This window comes from Bartonella sp. AR 15-3, assembly GCF_002022445.1.
Lineage (GTDB): Bacteria > Pseudomonadota > Alphaproteobacteria > Rhizobiales > Rhizobiaceae > Bartonella.
In genome coordinates, this window is sequence record NZ_MUYE01000001.1 from 971298 (window position 1) to 988781 (window position 17484).

Consider the following 17484-nt stretch of genomic DNA (forward strand, 5'->3'; position numbering starts at 1 on the left):
TTTCACTTCTACGCAGCCATAGTTGTATTGGTGTCATTGACCCATTCACGCAAAACTCCAGCAAAACGTTCTTCATCCATTGCAATCATTTGCTCAAGACGATTCTGTGGTGGAACACGCATACGATTACGCAAATTGTTGAGTGTATCATTATTTGTCCCTCTAACGCTACCGAATTCTGCATTAGCTTGATATTGGTGTTCCAAAGCAGGTATATTTCCAAGACCAGCTACAGTATTTTCATTATTTTCAAGTGCCTTTTTTCCTTCTCGCATTTCACGCATCAAAGGACGCACACCTAAGAATAAAATCAAGAAAACAGCAATCACTAAAGCAACTCCATTGATCAAACCAGATGTATAACGTGACAATGATTTCCAAATAGGTGTTTGAACAGGTGCCATATCGGCTTCAGAATGACCGACGAAATCAACGGCTGTAACATTAATAATATCACCACGTTTTGGATCAAGACCTGCTGCCGCTGCTACCATCTGCTGAATACGGTTTACTTCATCATTAAGAGCATTTTCAGAGGTTGGCTTTGTACCATCTGGAAGAATCAAACGCGCACGATCTACCACGATAGCAACAGCTAATTTTTTCACACTATAACCATCACTAACCGTAGAGATAGTCTTGGAATTAATTTCATAATTAGTGATCTCTTCGCGACGATCTTTTTTATCCGTTGATGTTTCTCCACCACCATTAGCAATTTCTTCTTGCGGAATATTTTGTTCTACGCCAACAGCATCACTATTGCGATTATTTTGGCTATCAGCTTGATCACGGACAGAACGGACAGAACGCACAACCTGTGATTCTGGATCAAAAACGGTTTCATTCGTTTGACGGCGGTCTGTATCTAAAACAACTTGCACACTAGTTTGAAAATGATCAAGACCAAGATAAGGAACCAATTGTTTACGAATATTCGCGTCAATTTGCGAAGCAACCTGTTGCTCAAGAGATGCCATCATTATCGAAGCTCCATTCATTGCATCCACTCCAGAAGCAAGCAACTGTCCACGCGTATCCATTACTGTCACTGAGCTTGCTTCAAGTGAAGGAACAGCTGCCGCTACTAATTGACGAATAGACTGAGCAGATTCAACTGCAAAACCACTATTAGTACGAATTACAACAGAAGCAGTAGGCTTCTGATTAGCCTTACGAAATGATCCTTTATCTGGTAAAACAATATGGACGCGTGCAGCCTTTACACCTTGCACAACTTGAATCGTCCGTGCGATTTCACCTTCTAAAGCACGTTGGCGTGTAATTTCTTGCATAAAAGATGTAAGCCCTAAAGACCCCATATTATCAAACAATTCATATCCAGCATTGTTTGATGTTGGCAGTCCTTTTTCAGCAAGGAACATTCGTGCTTGCTCTGCTTGTCCTACAGGAACCTGAACAACACTACCATCAGAAGAAACATCAAAAGCAATCCCCGCTTCACCCAACGCCATTCCCATTCGATTCACATCATCACGAGAAAGACCAACATAAAGTGTTTCATAAACAGGACGTGTTAAATAAAAGCTAGAAAACAAAATTGTTCCAAACAAAGTTAATCCAACCATACCAAGCGCAATAAGGCGCTTTACTCCTAGTTTATAAAGAGCATTTCCAGAAGAAGAAAGAAAAGCCAAAAATTTATCAAACATAGATTTGCACCATTATTATTGAATAAGAAAATCTCACGTAAAACTAAAGAGAAACAACTGTTTCCCTACTCCTACTGCTTAAATCATAAAAAACAAAACTTGCGTGAAAATGATGTCTGCTTTTGATAGAAAAAGCCCGTGATATGAATATATCATAGATTTATTTAAAAGTATTAAAAGTAATGTTTCGCTATCATGTCATCTTTTTTTATTTTAATTCAACATAATTTAGACACAATTTAAGCTAGAAATTATCTTCTTAATAATGAAGTTTTTTATAGGGGGGTTTTTTGTGAGTTATAATAATGAGCTTTCGATCCATAAAATATATCTTAGTGTGTTCTACATTTGTAAATATTGGAATGTTGTTTCATACAACAAATGTAAGTTGGGGTAATGAGCGGGATGATGATATTTACACAAGTAAAGATAATAAGTGGTACAAGCCATAGCAGTGTTTCTATTACAGAAAACAATGTTATGACTGTGATAGAAAAAGGTGTCATCAAAACCGCAAATAATTATACTACTGCTGTCTCCTTTAAGGGAGAAAGAAGTAAACTTAAGTTAGGTGATGTACGAATCGAATCAGGAGCCACGGCTCTTGCTACTGTAAAGAAGCACAATATTATCACAATGGAAAAAGGCTCTATTAAAAGTGGTAATCAAGCTGCCGTAGAAGCACATGGTCAGAACAGTATAATCGAATTAGGTAATGTACAAATCGAGGCTACCGCAGCAGCTCTTCAGACTGGACATAACGCTACCATCACAATGGAAAAAGGTTCGATCAAAGCACAAGGTTATGCTGTGCAAGCTAATGGTCAGAATAGTATGATTAAATTAGGTGATATACAAATCGAATCAGAAGATGGAGGTATTTCTGCTCATTACAAAAGCATCGTTACAATGGAGAAAGGCTCTATTAAGGGGGTAAGAGGTATAGATCTTGAAAACGGATCCATAGTTAAAATAAATAATGTACAGATTGAAGCAAAACAACAAGGTGCTTTCGTCACAAATGGAAGCACTCTCATAATGAATAAAAGCTTTATCAAAGCGAAAGAAGATGGTATAGGGATTTATCTAGAATCTCTAACTGGTAAAAATAATGATTCCAGAATTGGAATTGCTGAGAAAAGAACTGAAATTAAATTAACTGATGTGGTGATCGAAGCAGGAAAAGCGGGTATTAGTACACAAACTTATGCAAGTCAAGTTAACTTTAATCTTAAAAATTCAGAAATACATTCTAATGTTCTAATAAAAAATAATGTAAATTCCAGGTTCAATTTTACATTAAACGCAGATCACTCAATTTTAGAAGGTGGTGCCTTAGTTAATCCAACGGATTACATGCGAGTAATCTTTAATCTAAGCAATGGTACAGTATGGACACCCAAAATCAGTAAAGAAGAAAAAAAGGCAGTTAGCAATGGAAATCTGGGAGGATTGCTTGATATTTCTACTAGATCACGCTCTGCTGTTTCTGTGCTTAATCTTGATAACAGTACCATTGTTTTTGATAAGCCAACAAATGATCAATATCAGGAATTACATGTAGGACATGCAATACCAAATGCTGCTTCAAGGCCAGCTTCCTAGAATGCAAATGATCCAGGCAACCCATCGAAAGTCTATAATGCAAAAGGCGATGCAAAAATCTACTTCAATACTGAATGGAGTAGTGGCCTTACAACAAACAAGCAAAAAACAGATCGACTTGTCATTAATGGTGATGCTTCAGGAACAACGATAGTCTATGTCAATGGTATCAAGGGAAAGAAGCAAACAACAGAAAATACCTCTGTTCCTGCAAATGAAAGCGGTGTCTCACTCATCCAAGTTTCTGGAAAAGCAAATAAAGACTCCTTTAAATTGGCAAATGGCTACACCACAATAAATAATGCTCCTTATAAATATACTCTTAATGCCTACGGTCCTGAAGCTTCCTCTCACGGTGAAAATCAAAGTATGTTTGCTAAAAATCAAGCATATTGGGATTTCCGTTTGCAAAGCGCCTATCTTGACTCTCAATCAAAAGTGAAAGCTCTTGTACCACAAATGGCTAGTTATTTGGTTATGCCAAATGCTTTATTCTCTGCTGGTTTTTCTGATATGAATCAGCAAAATGCATCTCTACGAACAATGTCATTGGCCAATGGAAACAATAAGAAAAATGCTTTCTTCTTATCCTCCTATGGCAATACAGGGACTTTATCATCCAACTATACTGCTCTCGAGTATGGCTACGGAGCTGATCTTCGCTATAATGCTCTACAAATAGGTGTTGCATTAGGCGTTCTGGAAAATCAAAATATGACAACAAATTTTGGCTTGTTAGGCACTTACGGACAAGTATCTTTCACGCCAAAAGACATGGAAGGTGCTGATAAGAGTACGCTTGATAAATGGTCAATCTCAGCTTTCGGTAGTATACAGCATCAGAATGGCTTATTTCTTGACACACTCCTTTCCTATGGTCTTGTGAAAGGGCATATTAAAGTAGCTAATATCGGTAATGTTGCAAAATTGAGTGATGCCAATACATTGAGTGCATCTGCAACCATTGGTCAACAATTTTCAACCGGTGTTGAAGGATTGGTCTTTGAACCACAAGCACAACTTGCTTATCAACGGTTGATGTTTGATAGCATTTCAGACAGCCATAACCTTGAAATAGATATGGACAATCCTGATCAATGGTTAGTTCGGATTGGTGGACGTTTAACCAAAACTGTCACTGCAGCAGAAAATGGTCGTGTCATTTCCCTTTATGGAAAATTAAACATGATTAAGGCTTTTGGTGATGATAAAACACTACAGGTAAGTGATTACAATTTCCATCTTGATCCTATGGGGGCCTCTATTGAAGGTGGTGTAGGGATTAACGCACAATTAAATAAAAAAATTGGATTGCATGGTGATATCAGCCACCAACACAAACTTCAAAAAGCAGGTGTATCATCAACTTCTTTTTCAGGTGGGATACGTTATCGTTTCTAAACAATATTGATATTAACTTAGATAAAAAGGGCAGGATTTTATCCTGCCTTTTATTTTTTTAGTTTCCTCTCTTAAAGAGATATAAAAATATTAAATTTTCTTTATATCTTATTTCTTTGATTGGCGCTTTTCCATCATTCCATCATTTTTATAAAAATAAAACACTTATCAGTATTTTAAATTTTAACTCATAATAATTCTATATACTAGCAGGATTATATTTTATTAAAGATAATATTACGCTATTATATTAGCCATTTATTTTAAATATAAATACGAAGAAATCATTTTTATTTTAAATAATAATTTAATACATTATGTATTGTTAATAAGAACGACATTTAATACATTATGTATATAAATAATAAATATTTTTATCTTTATATAAAATGATTTTTATCTTTACATATAAGAAAAAATAATTTACTTCAATCAATGAAAATTATCTATTCGATATCCTTCTTATAAGCAGGGGGGATATTGTTGGCTTTATAAGTTAGGACAATCCTTATGTGTAAAAATTATCTTTTATCGTGTACAGCTGCGGCTGCTATAGTTTTATTTGGTGCTCATTTTAATATTGCTGCTGCTGACAGCCTAGCTGTAATTGACGGCGGTCTGAAAAACGTTGAAAATAAAACTTATCAAGCTAAATCTGCTGAGACAAGTGCTCTTTATGTAGGTGAAAAAGCAGAAGGTGCAGAAGGTGGTGCTCCTCCTGTTGAAGGTGGTGGTCCTCCTGTTGAAGGTGGTGCTTCTCCTTTGCCAGAAATTAATGATGACGCTGGCAAAGGTGGTACAATCATAGGTAAAGATTTAAAACTAATTGGTACTGATGATAAAAAAGGAAAAGGTGCAACAGTTGAAGGGTCGAATAGCACAATTACTCTAAATGGCACAACAACTATTAGAGATCTTGCAATTGGTCTTTCTGCAGGTAATGGTGGTACAATCACAATGGCGAGTGGTACGATTGATGTCAGTGATACTGCCGTAACAGCTGAGGATAAAGATACAAAAATTACACTGGGCAATGTAAAGATTACTTCAAATGATAAAGGTCTTGAAATAGCAAAAGGTGCTAATTTTGAGATGGAAAGCGGCTCTATTACAGCTGAAAAAACTGCTATAAAAGCTGAGAATGAAAATACAAAAATTACACTTGGTAATGTAGACATTACTTCAAAAGATACAGCCCTTAACATAGCAAATGGTGCTCAAATTGTAGCGAATGGTGGTTCTATTACAATGAAAGATGGTAACATTCCTGATGCTGCGGTAGCAATTACTGCTTATGGAAAAGGAGTTAGCGTTACATTAAATGATGTAAAAATTTCTTCAAATAAAAATGGTATTGAGATAGCTGAAACTGCAACATTAAATATGACCGGTGGTTCCATTGAAGCTGAAGGACATGAAGCTAAAGAAGCCGGTGAAGGATATGAAGGTGAAGGAGCCGGTGTTTCTCTTGCAAACAGTGAAAGTGATAAAAACAAACTGAAAGATACAAAAATTACCATTACCAAAGGAGTTGGATTAAAAGTTGAAAACAGCAAAGTTTCTTTAGAAAATGTCTCCATTCAATCTAAAGAAGGCCGTGGTCTTTATGCCTCTGGTGAGAAAACAGATGTTACAATGACAGGTGGTACAATTAATGCAAGCAAGGCTGCATTCGCTATAGAAGACGGTGCAAAAATTAATATCTCCAATGTTTCTGCAACAGCTTCTAAAAATGGTCTAGTACTTACAAATAATACAGATGCAAAAGTGGAAGAAGGCAAGGAAATAAATAATGATGTTAATTTCACTAATACAAAGCTCACTGTTGCAAAGGGCGTAGGTATTTTTAGAGAAAAATCTGGAAAAGATGTTGTCAACCTCAAAAATTCAGAAATACGTGCTGATCTTTTATTAAAATATACTAGCGAAGAAGACAAAGCAGCAGCTCTTACATTAAACGCAGATCATTCAGTCTTAGAAGGTCGTGCTGAAACCGGAGAAAAAACTGAAACAGTCTTTAATCTGAGTAATGGTACAGTATGGACGCTTAAAATCAGTAAAGAAGAAAGAAAGCCAGGTGAAAATGGAAACCCGGGAGAATTGCTTGATATTTCTACTAGATCACGCTCTGCTGTTTCTGTGCTTAATCTTGATAACAGTACCATTGTTTTTGACAAGCCAACAAATGATCAATATCAGATATTACATGTAGGCCCTGCAATACCAGAAGCGGAGCCAAATCCAGCTTACCGTAACGGAGATGACCCAAATAACTCATCAAAAATCTATAATGCAAAAGGCGATGCAAAAATTTACTTCAATACTGAATGGAGCAGCGGACTTAAAGCAAAAGAGCAAAAAACAGATCGACTTGTCATTAATGGTGATGCTTCAGGAACAACGACAGTCTATGTCAATGGTATCAAGGGAAAGAAGCAAACAACAGAAAACACCTCTGTTCCTGCAAATGAAAGCGGTGTCTCACTCATCCAAGTTTCTGGAGAAGCAAATAAAGACTCCTTTAAATTGGCAAATGGCTACACCACAATAAATAATGCTCCTTATAAATATACTCTTAATGCCTACGGTCCTGAAGCTTCCTCTCACGGTGAAAATCAAAGTATGTTTGATAAAGATCAAGAATATTGGGATTTCCGTTTGCAAAACGCCTATCTTGACTCTCAATCAAAAGTGAAAGCTCTTGTACCACAAATGGCTAGTTATTTGGTTATGCCAAATGCTTTATTCTCTGCTGGTTTTTCTGATATGAATCAGCAAAATGCATCTCTACGAACAATGTCATTGGCCAATGGAAACAATAAGAAAAATGCTTTCTTCTTATCCTCCTATGGCAATACAGGGACTTTATCATCCAACCATACTGCTCTCGAGTATGGCTACGGAGCTGATCTTCGCTATAATGCTCTACAAATAGGTGTTGCATTAGGCGTTCTGGAAAATCAAAATACGACAACAAATTTTGGCTTGTTAGGCACTTACGGACAAGTATCTTTCACGCCAAAAGACATGGAAGGTGCTGATAAGAGTACGCTTGATAAATGGTCAATCTCAGCTTTCGGTAGTATACAGCATCAGAATGGCTTATTTCTTGACACACTCCTTTCCTATGGTCTTGTGAAAGGGCATATTAAAGTAGCTAATATCGGTAATGTTGCAAAATTGAGTGATGCCAATACATTGAGTGCATCTGCAACCATTGGTCAACAATTTTCAACCGGTGTTGAAGGATTGGTCTTTGAACCACAAGCACAACTTGCTTATCAACGGTTGATGTTTGATAGCATTTCAGACAGCCATAACCTTGAAATAGATATGGACAATCCTAATCAATGGTTAGTTCGGATTGGTGGACGTTTAACCAAAACTGTCACTGCAGCAGAAAACGGTTGTGTCATTTCCCTTTATGGAAAATTAAACATGATTAATACTTTTGGTGATGGTGAAACAATACAGGTAAGTGGCGATAACTTCCATATTGATCCTATGGGGGCCTCTGTTGAAGGTGGTGTAGGGATTAACGCACAATTAAATAAAAAAATTGGATTGCATGGTGATATCAGCCACCAACACAAACTTCAAAAAGCAGGTATATCATCAACTTCTTTTTCAGGTGGGATACGTTATCGTTTCTAAACAATATTGATATTAACTTAGATAAAAAAGGCAGGATTTTATCCTGCCTTTTTTATAATAATCCCATTCACGAAACCTATCTTCTTTTATCCTTATAAAGAGAAAAATAAATTATATTACCTCTTTACTAAAATAGCATTATGTATCAAAAACGATAACGTAGCTTTCCGGAAAAAGATGCTCCAGATATACCAGTTTTTGATAACCTTTGCTGATAACTAGCATCACCATGCACAAGAATATTCTTAGTTAACTGCATACTAACGCCTAAACCACCCTCAATAGCAGATCCCATAGAATCAAGGTAAAAAGTGTCACCAACTTCTATGGCATTGCTATACTTAAGAGTTTTTATAATATTCATTTTTCCATAATAAGAAATGAAACTATCCTTTTCAATAACAGGAACAGTTTTAGTTAAACGCCCCCCTACACGCACTAACCATTGATTAGGATCCTTCATATTAACTTTAAGGTTATCACGATCTAAAATAATGTCAAACATCAAACGTTGATAAGCAATTTGTGCCTGCGGTTCAAAAGATACACCTTTAACGCCAGTTGCTAATCTGTGACCAATAGTTGCAGATAAATTTAACATCTTTGTATCATCAAGTTTCGCCACATTATTGATAACAGCAGTTTTAATATGCCCTTTCACGATACCATAAGAAAAGAGTGTATTCATATACAAATTGTTATCATGTTGCATATTACTGAAAACTGAAATCGAATACTTATCAAGGGTACTTTTAGCAGAATCTTTCATATCTTTTGGAGTAAAAAATAGCTGACCATAAGTTCCAAACAAACCGACACGTGCAACCGTATTTCTATTTTCAAAAGAACCTAACACAATACCAGTTTGGAGAGCAGCATAATCCATATCCGCACCATAACCATATTGTAATGGATTGCGAGTAGATGAGAAAGCTACTACATTACCATAAGAGGATAAAAAGAAGGAATTCCTTCTATTGCTTCCTACAGAATTTAATGTTTCTGGCATATCAGCTAATATACCGTTCTGATGGCTCATATCAGAGAAACCAGCAAAGAATAGAGCATTTGGCGTAACCAAATAACTAGCCATTTGTGGTACAAGAGCTTTGACTTGTGCTTCAGAATCAACATAGTCATTTTTAAAATTGAACTTCAAAATATTAGAAGTCCCTTTTTCCGTACTAGATGTAGCATTAAGAACATACTTATAAGGCAAGTCGCCTATCACAGTATAACCATGAGCTAATTGGAAAGAATCTTCATTTGCATGCCCTTTAACCTCAACAATTGTTACTCCTTCCGGTGAAAAAGTAACTCCACCTCTAGTAATAGATTTTAAATAGACTTTTTCTGAGTTTTCTGTGTCATTTACTTCAGTCTGCGGCTCAACGTAATTAATATGAACTGTAGTAATACCCTCTACATCAGCTTCAATTACAAGTTTATCAGAATCGTTCAATCCCGTATTAAAATAAATATTCGCATCATTAATCGCGACATACCGTGCAACACCACCTGAGTACGGAGCTTTTATGTGCAAAGTTTGGTAAATATCATCTTTAAAATAATTCTTTTTTTGATCGAACATAATAGCACTGTTATCAAGTACAAGCATATGCAAAACAGATTCTTGCCGTTCCGTTATAGACCTTTTTTCCTGTCTACTAACTGCTTCTTTTCTAATAACTGGTATGATCCATTTTGAACCATTTTGAAGAGTCAAAAATGAATATTGTGCTCCGAAAGCCTCTGCCTGGCCTTCTAAAACAGAATGATCTGCATTAACTCTCAACATCTCAGAATAATTCATATTCGTTTGATCATTATAAAAAGCCTTGCTGCTTAATAAAATCCTAGAACGGATTTCTGAATCATTAAGGACTACAATACCTGATCCTAATGCAGCAATCCCTCTGTCAGATAAAATTTTTGTATTGGTAAGCTGTACCTGACTTGGAGAATAGAAGCAAAGCTTTGCTTGTGCTTGTTTTCTTTGTACTTGTGCTTTCTTCTTGCAGAAAAAGCGCTCATATCCGAAGCGAATACCATAGCCAAAATAATTATTACGCCCAGAACTAATACCACTAACTTCTATAGTTGAATCTTTAAAAGACATTCTAGATACGTATGCAGGCATTACACCTATAAGCCCCGTTCGTAAATTAATCCCTGTAGCATCGAATTTTTTAGCCCTAGATGCAATCCCCACATATTCTGATATAAGTTGCTCCTCATTAATTACAACAGCATCATCAACTGCAATGACTGCAACTAAATCATTACTAACAAAATTTTTCTTACTTTGTGTCACTTGACCTTGTGCCGCTTCTGCTAAGCCTACACTTAAAGCACAAACCGCATTAAACAAAAACGATATAATAAAACACAACACCTTATTCATGGCCATACTCACCGCCTTACGCAATAGTTGAACTTAAAATGGATTTAATATAAAAAATATTTAATGTCAAAATCGAAAAGCTTAGTTATCATTTCTATTAGAGACATGTTAATAATTTAAAATTCCAGAATAAATTCAAGCATTTAATATATATATTGACTGTTGATTTATTTTGATAATTAGGATCATAATGAATTTTAATTATCTAAAATTGTTGTTTATTTACAACATTTTCCTGACACCGAGCTCACAGCGGACAATAGTGCTAATCTTTTACTGAAAATAATATCAAAAGCGATTGATTTTATAGCAACTATTTTATTTGAATATAATGTTACAAGCGGAATTGTTATGAAAAGAATACGATCTCCATTTATAATAAATAAACTTAAATAAAGGTTTATCAAGATTTATGAAATGTTAGTGACTTAGTGTAGGTTCAATAATAACGAGCCAACCGGTTTAGTCACTTACGACGCTTTTCCAATCAGTCTTAGAGGTTCAAACACTGAATATTCAAGGAGTAATAAATTATAATTCTATTAATTTATAAGCTTAAATACAACTTTAAAACGATCTTACTAAGCTTCCAACTAATAAATTCCATCCATCGATTAATACAAAAAAAAGAATTTTAAATGGTAGAGAAATAACCGTTGGTGGCAACATCATCATTCCCATTGACATTGTCAACGTGGCGACCACAAGATCTATCACTAAAAAAGGGAGAACAATAAGGAAACCTATTTCAAATCCACGACGTAATTCAGAAATCATAAAAGCAGGAATTAAAACTCGAAAATCAACATCAGAGCCTGTTTTAACTTGCAGAGAAGGATCAGAGAGATCAACAAATAAATCAAGATCTTTCTCGCGAACCTGTGATATCATAAATTCTCGAAAGGGCTGGCTAATTTTTTCTATCGCTTGTTGTTCACTGATTTTGTTACTTACTAAAGGTTGTACTCCCTGCTCCCATGCCGTATTAAATGTCGGAGCCATTACATAAAAGGACATAAATAAAGCTAATGAAATCATCACAAGATTAGAAGGCGTTGTCTGTAACCCTAAACCTGTCCGCAACAGTGAAAAAGCAATAGCAAAACGAGTAAAACTGGTAACCATGATTAATAAACCAGGAGCCACTGATAAAATAGTCAATAAGCCGAAAAATTGGACAATCCGCCCACTAATTGAGCCTTCAGGATAAGAAAATAATCCAGCAAGACTACTAGCATTTTCAGGACCTGTTTTTTGTGCAAAAGCGACTGTTGTTGTTAACAACAATATCATCAATACAAAACCGCCAAGCTGCTTCATTGTTCTACCACCAAGCTTGAAATCAAAATATTACTTACTTTGTTGCCAGAACGAATTCTAGCACGATCTAAAAGATCAGCACGCAAATTCATTAATCCCGATGGCCCTTTGATCTGATCGATTGTAGCTTGTCGCAAAAACGCTAAAAAATCATTTGATATATCCGCTGTCAGAGTAGCTGCAATATTCTCATCAGGCTTAATAACTAAAGAGACCTCCATTCGAATCCAAGCATTTTCTGGTACTGCAATATTGGTCACAATAGGAGGCAAAATAACGATATGAGAATCAGCAGCAATAAGATTCTCTGAAGTTTTTGTCACTGGTAATTCTTTAAAATTACTAGAAGTTGGCGCCATTTCCCGACTCACCCATGCTCCTAAAAACCACCCAGAAGCTACAGCAACTAATGTCAAAACAAATACAACAACCAAGAAGATTTTCAAGCTACTTTCTTGTTGCACAATGTTTTTTTCTTTTTTCGGCTCTTCTGCCATAAAATTTCCCTGTTACATAAATCTTCTTATATAAACAATGCAATAAAAGTTACTTTTGACAATCTTCTATTTTTTGATAATAAACAATAAAATTAAAAACTTATATACTCATTCCTTAAAAAGGTGCAATCTGATTGAGCAATTGCTGACCATAAGGAGGTTGTTGTATTTCACTCATACGTCCACGGCCTCCATATGAAATGCGCGCTTCAGCAATTTTATCATAGTCAATCATATTATTGCCTGAAATATCACGTGGACGAACCAATCCTGCAATATTGAGAATACGCAATTCATTATTAACCCGAACTTCCTGTGAACCATTAATGACCAAATTACCATTTGGCAAAACATTTGTTACAATAGCTGCAATAGACAAACGAATATTTTCTTGTCTTTCTACTTTAGTATCCCCTTTAGACTGACTCGATGACTCACCTTCAATACTACCAGCAAGCTTATCCATGAATGAATATCCAGCTCCAATTGTATATTTGGAACTGGAATCACGTTTTAAATCACTTTTATTGTTCAAACTAGCACGATCATTAATGAAGATTTGCACAGTCAAGACATCACCCGGCTTCATTGCACGAGGATCCCGGTAAAAGCTATTAGCGCTTGAACGATAAAGCGAATATCGACTTTCACTTGGTGCTGGTGGATAAACACTTGCGGTATGCGAAGAAGCATATCCTAAATCAGCACGAACCGGTGAAAAACTTGGTGCTGAATTAAAATCTTTTACATTATAAGAACAACTGGTCAATATTATAGAAATGGTAGTCAATTTAATTGCTACACACAAAAAAGAAGAGTATTTGTTTTTACTTTTTATCTGTTTTACTTGCATAATTATCTTATCTTTACTTCTATCGTGCTTATTTCTTTTTTGTAGATACTTGTTGTGCACTCATTAATATTTGAGTTAATCCAGCTGATTTTTCAGGCGGTAATTCATTCATAATGGCACTCGATACTTTAGGACTCAATTTAAGTACAAGCGAAGCTGCAACAAGATCGTTCATCAAAGCCAATTGAGCAGCTGCAGCATCAGGGCGCATTTTCGTAATAATTTCAACTAAAGAATTCTCTGCCATTGATAAAAACTCATTGCGCTTATTAAGCCAAACTTGATATTCACTCTGTTTTTCTTCTAAAGTCTTCACACGTTCATTAATTTGATCGCGTAATTCTTGTAATTGTTGACGCTGTAGCTGAAAACGCGCATCTGCTGCCTGACTCCCAATATTGCTACAAAAACGCTCTATTTCTTTTGTATTTATCCCAGATATCCCCTCAGATTTTTCTCCAGATTTTTCTTGTATCAATGAAATAATAGGAGCTTTTGTCTCTACCACAGCCTCTGTTGGCTCCTTCAACTGAGCTGACTGATGAGATACAGTTTCAATTTTTGGTTTAGCGACTTCAGCAGACACTGGTGTCTGTTTTGCATTCTCTTCAGATGAAGGAATCTTATTTGGTGTAGGAATTGGCACAGGTACATTTTTCACGTCCCCCCTCCCGACGGGCAAAGCCACGAATATTGCTATAAATAGGGAAAAAATATAAAATTGTAATTTTATCATTGCACAACAAGCTCCGCATGAAGAGCGCCCGAGGTTTTAATTGCCTGCAGAACTGCTATAATTGCTGTTGGTTTGACACCAATTTGATTTAATCCTTTAACGAGACTATCTAAATCAACACCACTCAAAATACCAATATTAGATAGTGACTGATCAACATCAATTGATGTTCTCGGAACCACAATTGTATCACCTGTTTCACTAAAAGGATTGGGCTGTGAAACACTCGGTTCCTCCGTTACACGTACTGTTAAGCTACCATGTGAAATAGCAACACGTGAAACGCGTACTTTTTCACCAATAACAACAGTTCCCGTACGTTCATCAACAACTACACGTGCTATCTCATCAGTAGGAATAGGTAAGCCTTCAATTTCAGCAATAAAGCGTGCAACTGAAATATTGCGTGGTTTGTTTAAAACAATGGTTTTTGCATCACGCTCTCTAGCAACACTTTGTTTATAACGCTTATTAGCAAAAATATTAATTAGATCAGACATACGAACTGCTGTTGAAAAATCAGAATTCCGTAACTCTATAATAATCTCGTTACTATGATTGAAATTTCCATCAACCTTGCGTTCTACAAGTGCACCATTTGGAATACGACCCGATGTAGGTACACCTTGGGTTACACTTTCCGCCGCTCCCTTAGCAGCAAAACCAGAAATAACCATATTACCTTGTGCCACTGCATAAGTTTTACCATCTGCTCCAAGAAGCGGCGTCATCACTAATGTGCCCCCTTGTAAAGATGTTGCATCTCCCAAAGAAGAAACGGTTACATCAATCCGTGATCCTGGAGTTGCAAAAGGCATCATTTCAGCAGTTACAATAACAGCAGCTATATTATTGACACGCGATGCACCAGCAGGAGGGCTAATTCCTAAATTATCCAGCATAGCCCTCATAGATTGCTCTGTAAAAGGTGCATTTCGTAAAGAGTCACCCGTACCATTTAAACCAATTACCAAACCATAACCCACCAATTGATTAGAACGAACACCCTGAACAACCGCAATATCTTTTAAACGGGCTACTGCACTTGAACGTGCTAAATCCGAATAATGCATTTGTGCGGGATGACCGCCCGAACCTAACCAAGCAGCATCAGCTTCCGCTGTAGAGTTATATTGTTCAACATTTTTCCCACCTTCATCTGCAAATGCTGGAATAAAGAGAATACAAAAAGATAAAAAACAAGCAAAAAAACGCATAACTATTAAAAACCTACTCTTACATCACCATTTTGCAAAACGGTTCCCGTAACCACACGCCCTGAATCGGAGTTGCGAACACGAATGACATCACCAGAAGATCCCGACTGTAAAACAACCCCTAGAGCTGTAATTTGCAAATTATGTGCTTGAAAAATCAACTTTGTTGCCTGACCACGTTCGACCAAAACTGGATCTCCCAAAGAAGAAAGAGAAATAGGCCGGCCTGCTGTTAAAGTACGTTTTGCCACCTTATGAAGAATTTGTTTCATATCCATCACATACAAGGAAGCTGCATCAGATTTAATAAAAAAATGCTTTTCGCTTAAACCTATATCGCTTATACGCTGACCAGCATAAATAGACTTATCAGGAACCAGAAAACTAATCCGATCAGCATAAGCTGCTGTTAATAAACAAAATGAAAGCAAAAAATTTATAAGCAAAAGCCAAAGATTTTTCATACCATTTACCTCAGATTTTTAGAAACAACCGCTGCCATTTCATCTGATGCTTGAATAACTTTAGAATTCATTTCATAAGAACGCTGTGCTGCAATAAGCTCTGTCATTTCTTTGACTGGATCAACATTAGAAGTTTCAAGCATTGCTTGCATAATGCTGCCATATCCATCCTCCTTTGGATCTCCTGGAACCGGCGCACCAGAAGCCTGTGTTTCACGGAAAAGATTATCTCCTATCGGCTCTAGACCTACCTCATTAACAAAATTCACTAAACGAAGCCGTCCCGCTTCTACAGCATTAGGATCTGTATCCGTTTGATAATAAATTGTCCCATCAGAACTGACTGTAATATTTTTGCTCCCTATAGGAATAGTAACAACAGGCTGCACTAAATTGCCATCTAACGTTATTATCTGCCCTGTTTCACTCAAATTAAAAGCACCTGAACGAGTATAAAAAACATTCCCATTAGGATCTTGTATTTCAAACCAACCATTTCCATTAATAGCGAGATCCAAAGCATTACCAGTTTGCACAAAAGCCCCCTGCGTATTAACCGTACGAACAGCAGCAGTACGCACACCCATCCCAATCATTGCTCCTTCAGGTATAATAGCTTGATTAAGCATATTAGGAACACCAACTGCACGATCTGCAACATACATCAAGTCTGCAAATTCTGCACGCCCACGCTTGAAACCCGTTGTGTTAATATTCGCCATATTATTAGCAATAACATCAAGATTAGTTTGCTGGGCAGCCATACCCGTTGCTGCAATTGACAATGATTTCATGACCATAATTTTTTCCTATACTTTTCTAAGCGCTATTGTGCTCATACTAAATTTGCATCCGACTTACTTCAAGATATGCTTGTACAAGCTTGTCACGAAGAGCAATAGCTGTACTTAAAGACCGTTCAGCCGCCATTACCGAATTCACAACCTCACGCACACCAACATCATTCCCAGAGATTCTACCTATAGAAAGACTTTCTGCTGTTTGTAATTTTGTACCAACAACTTCTACAATCTCAGATAAAACCTGATCAAAACTGACTTTGTTTCCTCTTTCAATTATACCAGGCGATACCTGCTGCCCATTAAGACTATTGATTTGCGCACTGCCTTGCCCTAACGGATCAAGAACATTATGTGACACAACAGAAGTAAGTGCTTCAATCATTTTATACGCTCCTACAAAGTTCAAACTAAAACCCATTTAATTAAGGTGATAAAACGCCTTATCCTTTTAATAAATCAATCGTCTGTGAGACTAAATCGCGTGCTTGGCGAATTACTTGTAAATTTGCTTCATATGAGCGATTTGCTTCACGCATATCTGCCATTTCTATAATTGAATTCACATTAGGATATTTCACATAACCATTACTATCAGCAGCTAAATGGCCAGGTTCATAACGCATAATAAAAGGCGCTTTATCAGTGCTAATACGTGTCACATGCACACCTTGTGCGTCAAGGTAAGGATTAAGTATCGCTTCAAAACTCACTGTTTTGCGCTGATAAGGTCGAGCACCTGCTGACTTTCCCGTTGAATTGACATTGGCTAAATTTTCAGCAATAACACGCAAACGTGTTGACTGAGCACTCAAACCAGTTGTAGCAATCTGTTCTGCCGCAATAAGAAGATCAGACAT

At 36.5% G+C, this 17484-nt stretch carries 14 protein-coding genes; 3 read left to right on the plus strand and 11 right to left on the minus strand.

Annotation, left to right across the window (positions count from 1 at the left end):
• Positions 1-8: 8 nt before the first annotated feature.
• On the minus strand, positions 9-1673 hold the full coding sequence (gene fliF / locus BAR153v2_RS04345) for a flagellar basal-body MS-ring/collar protein FliF (protein ID WP_078680474.1): 1665 nt from the start codon (positions 1671-1673) through the stop codon (positions 9-11).
• 405 nt (positions 1674-2078) lie between these two features.
• Here fliF and BAR153v2_RS07250 point away from each other — a divergent pair, with 405 nt between their 5' ends.
• The 3 genes from BAR153v2_RS07250 to BAR153v2_RS04355 all read left to right on the plus strand — a co-directional run bounded on the left by BAR153v2_RS07250 (position 2079) and on the right by BAR153v2_RS04355 (position 8333).
• The gene (locus tag BAR153v2_RS07250) at positions 2079-3278 is read left to right on the plus strand and encodes a hypothetical protein (RefSeq protein ID WP_143245211.1); all 1200 of its coding nucleotides are present in this window, start codon (positions 2079-2081) and stop codon (positions 3276-3278) included.
• Between the two features lie 57 nt (positions 3279-3335).
• Complete coding sequence (locus BAR153v2_RS07255) at positions 3336-4679, plus strand: autotransporter outer membrane beta-barrel domain-containing protein (RefSeq protein ID WP_143245212.1); 1344 nt, start codon at positions 3336-3338, stop codon at positions 4677-4679.
• Positions 4680-5189: 510 nt separating this feature from the next.
• Entirely contained in the window at positions 5190-8333 is a 3144-nt protein-coding gene (locus tag BAR153v2_RS04355) for an autotransporter outer membrane beta-barrel domain-containing protein (RefSeq protein WP_078680475.1), read from the plus strand.
• A gap of 145 nt (positions 8334-8478) precedes the next feature.
• Here BAR153v2_RS04355 and BAR153v2_RS04360 read toward each other — a convergent pair whose 3' ends face one another.
• The 10 genes from BAR153v2_RS04360 to flgC form a co-directional block, all read right to left on the minus strand.
• Positions 8479-10743, minus strand: a complete 2265-nt coding sequence (locus tag BAR153v2_RS04360; protein ID WP_143245213.1) for an autotransporter outer membrane beta-barrel domain-containing protein — start codon at positions 10741-10743, stop codon at positions 8479-8481.
• Positions 10744-11304: 561 nt separating this feature from the next.
• Positions 11305-12057 carry a flagellar type III secretion system pore protein FliP gene (fliP, locus tag BAR153v2_RS04365; protein ID WP_078680476.1) on the minus strand — a complete coding sequence of 251 codons (753 nt, stop codon included), beginning with the start codon at positions 12055-12057 and terminating at the stop codon, positions 11305-11307.
• A complete protein-coding gene (locus tag BAR153v2_RS04370) occupies positions 12054-12554 on the minus strand; it encodes a flagellar basal body-associated FliL family protein (protein ID WP_078680477.1) in 501 nt (166 codons plus the stop codon). The genes fliP and BAR153v2_RS04370 overlap by 4 nt, the downstream gene beginning before the upstream one ends.
• Positions 12555-12669: 115 nt before the next feature.
• Entirely contained in the window at positions 12670-13407 is a 738-nt protein-coding gene (flgH, locus tag BAR153v2_RS04375; protein WP_371325861.1) for a flagellar basal body L-ring protein FlgH, read from the minus strand.
• 28 nt (positions 13408-13435) lie between these two features.
• Positions 13436-14068 carry a MotE family protein gene (locus BAR153v2_RS04380; RefSeq protein WP_244548634.1) on the minus strand — a complete coding sequence of 211 codons (633 nt, stop codon included), beginning with the start codon at positions 14066-14068 and terminating at the stop codon, positions 13436-13438.
• A gap of 71 nt (positions 14069-14139) precedes the next feature.
• The gene (locus BAR153v2_RS04385; RefSeq protein ID WP_078680479.1) at positions 14140-15360 is read right to left on the minus strand and encodes a flagellar basal body P-ring protein FlgI; all 1221 of its coding nucleotides are present in this window, start codon (positions 15358-15360) and stop codon (positions 14140-14142) included.
• Positions 15361-15365: 5 nt separating this feature from the next.
• A complete protein-coding gene (gene flgA / locus BAR153v2_RS04390; RefSeq protein WP_078680480.1) occupies positions 15366-15824 on the minus strand; it encodes a flagellar basal body P-ring formation chaperone FlgA in 459 nt (152 codons plus the stop codon).
• 5 nt (positions 15825-15829) lie between these two features.
• Complete coding sequence (gene flgG, locus BAR153v2_RS04395) at positions 15830-16618, minus strand: flagellar basal-body rod protein FlgG (protein WP_198934333.1); 789 nt, start codon at positions 16616-16618, stop codon at positions 15830-15832.
• Between the two features lie 46 nt (positions 16619-16664).
• Positions 16665-17009, minus strand: a complete 345-nt coding sequence (locus BAR153v2_RS04400) for a flagellar hook-basal body complex protein FliE (protein ID WP_078680954.1) — start codon at positions 17007-17009, stop codon at positions 16665-16667.
• A 58-nt stretch (positions 17010-17067) separates the two neighbouring features.
• Positions 17068-17484 carry a flagellar basal body rod protein FlgC gene (gene flgC, locus BAR153v2_RS04405; protein ID WP_078680482.1) on the minus strand — a complete coding sequence of 139 codons (417 nt, stop codon included), beginning with the start codon at positions 17482-17484 and terminating at the stop codon, positions 17068-17070.

What these genes read in the sequence shown, in the direction of transcription:
- fliF (WP_078680474.1), bottom strand. Translation starts at nt 1,673, where the DNA reads ATGTTTGATAAATTTTTGGCTTTTCTTTCTTCTTCTGGAAATGCTCTT.
- BAR153v2_RS07250 (WP_143245211.1), top strand. Translation starts at nt 2,079, where the DNA reads ATGATGATATTTACACAAGTAAAGATAATAAGTGGTACAAGCCATAGC.
- BAR153v2_RS04355 (WP_078680475.1), top strand. Translation starts at nt 5,190, where the DNA reads ATGTGTAAAAATTATCTTTTATCGTGTACAGCTGCGGCTGCTATAGTT.
- BAR153v2_RS04360 (WP_143245213.1), bottom strand. Translation starts at nt 10,743, where the DNA reads ATGGCCATGAATAAGGTGTTGTGTTTTATTATATCGTTTTTGTTTAAT.
- fliP (WP_078680476.1), bottom strand. Translation starts at nt 12,057, where the DNA reads ATGAAGCAGCTTGGCGGTTTTGTATTGATGATATTGTTGTTAACAACA.
- BAR153v2_RS04370 (WP_078680477.1), bottom strand. Translation starts at nt 12,554, where the DNA reads ATGGCAGAAGAGCCGAAAAAAGAAAAAAACATTGTGCAACAAGAAAGT.
- flgH (WP_371325861.1), bottom strand. Translation starts at nt 13,407, where the DNA reads ATGCAAGTAAAACAGATAAAAAGTAAAAACAAATACTCTTCTTTTTTG.
- BAR153v2_RS04385 (WP_078680479.1), bottom strand. Translation starts at nt 15,360, where the DNA reads ATGCGTTTTTTTGCTTGTTTTTTATCTTTTTGTATTCTCTTTATTCCA.
- flgA (WP_078680480.1), bottom strand. Translation starts at nt 15,824, where the DNA reads ATGAAAAATCTTTGGCTTTTGCTTATAAATTTTTTGCTTTCATTTTGT.
- flgG (WP_198934333.1), bottom strand. Translation starts at nt 16,618, where the DNA reads ATGAAATCATTGTCAATTGCAGCAACGGGTATGGCTGCCCAGCAAACT.
- BAR153v2_RS04400 (WP_078680954.1), bottom strand. Translation starts at nt 17,009, where the DNA reads ATGATTGAAGCACTTACTTCTGTTGTGTCACATAATGTTCTTGATCCG.
- flgC (WP_078680482.1), bottom strand. Translation starts at nt 17,484, where the DNA reads ATGTCTGATCTTCTTATTGCGGCAGAACAGATTGCTACAACTGGTTTG.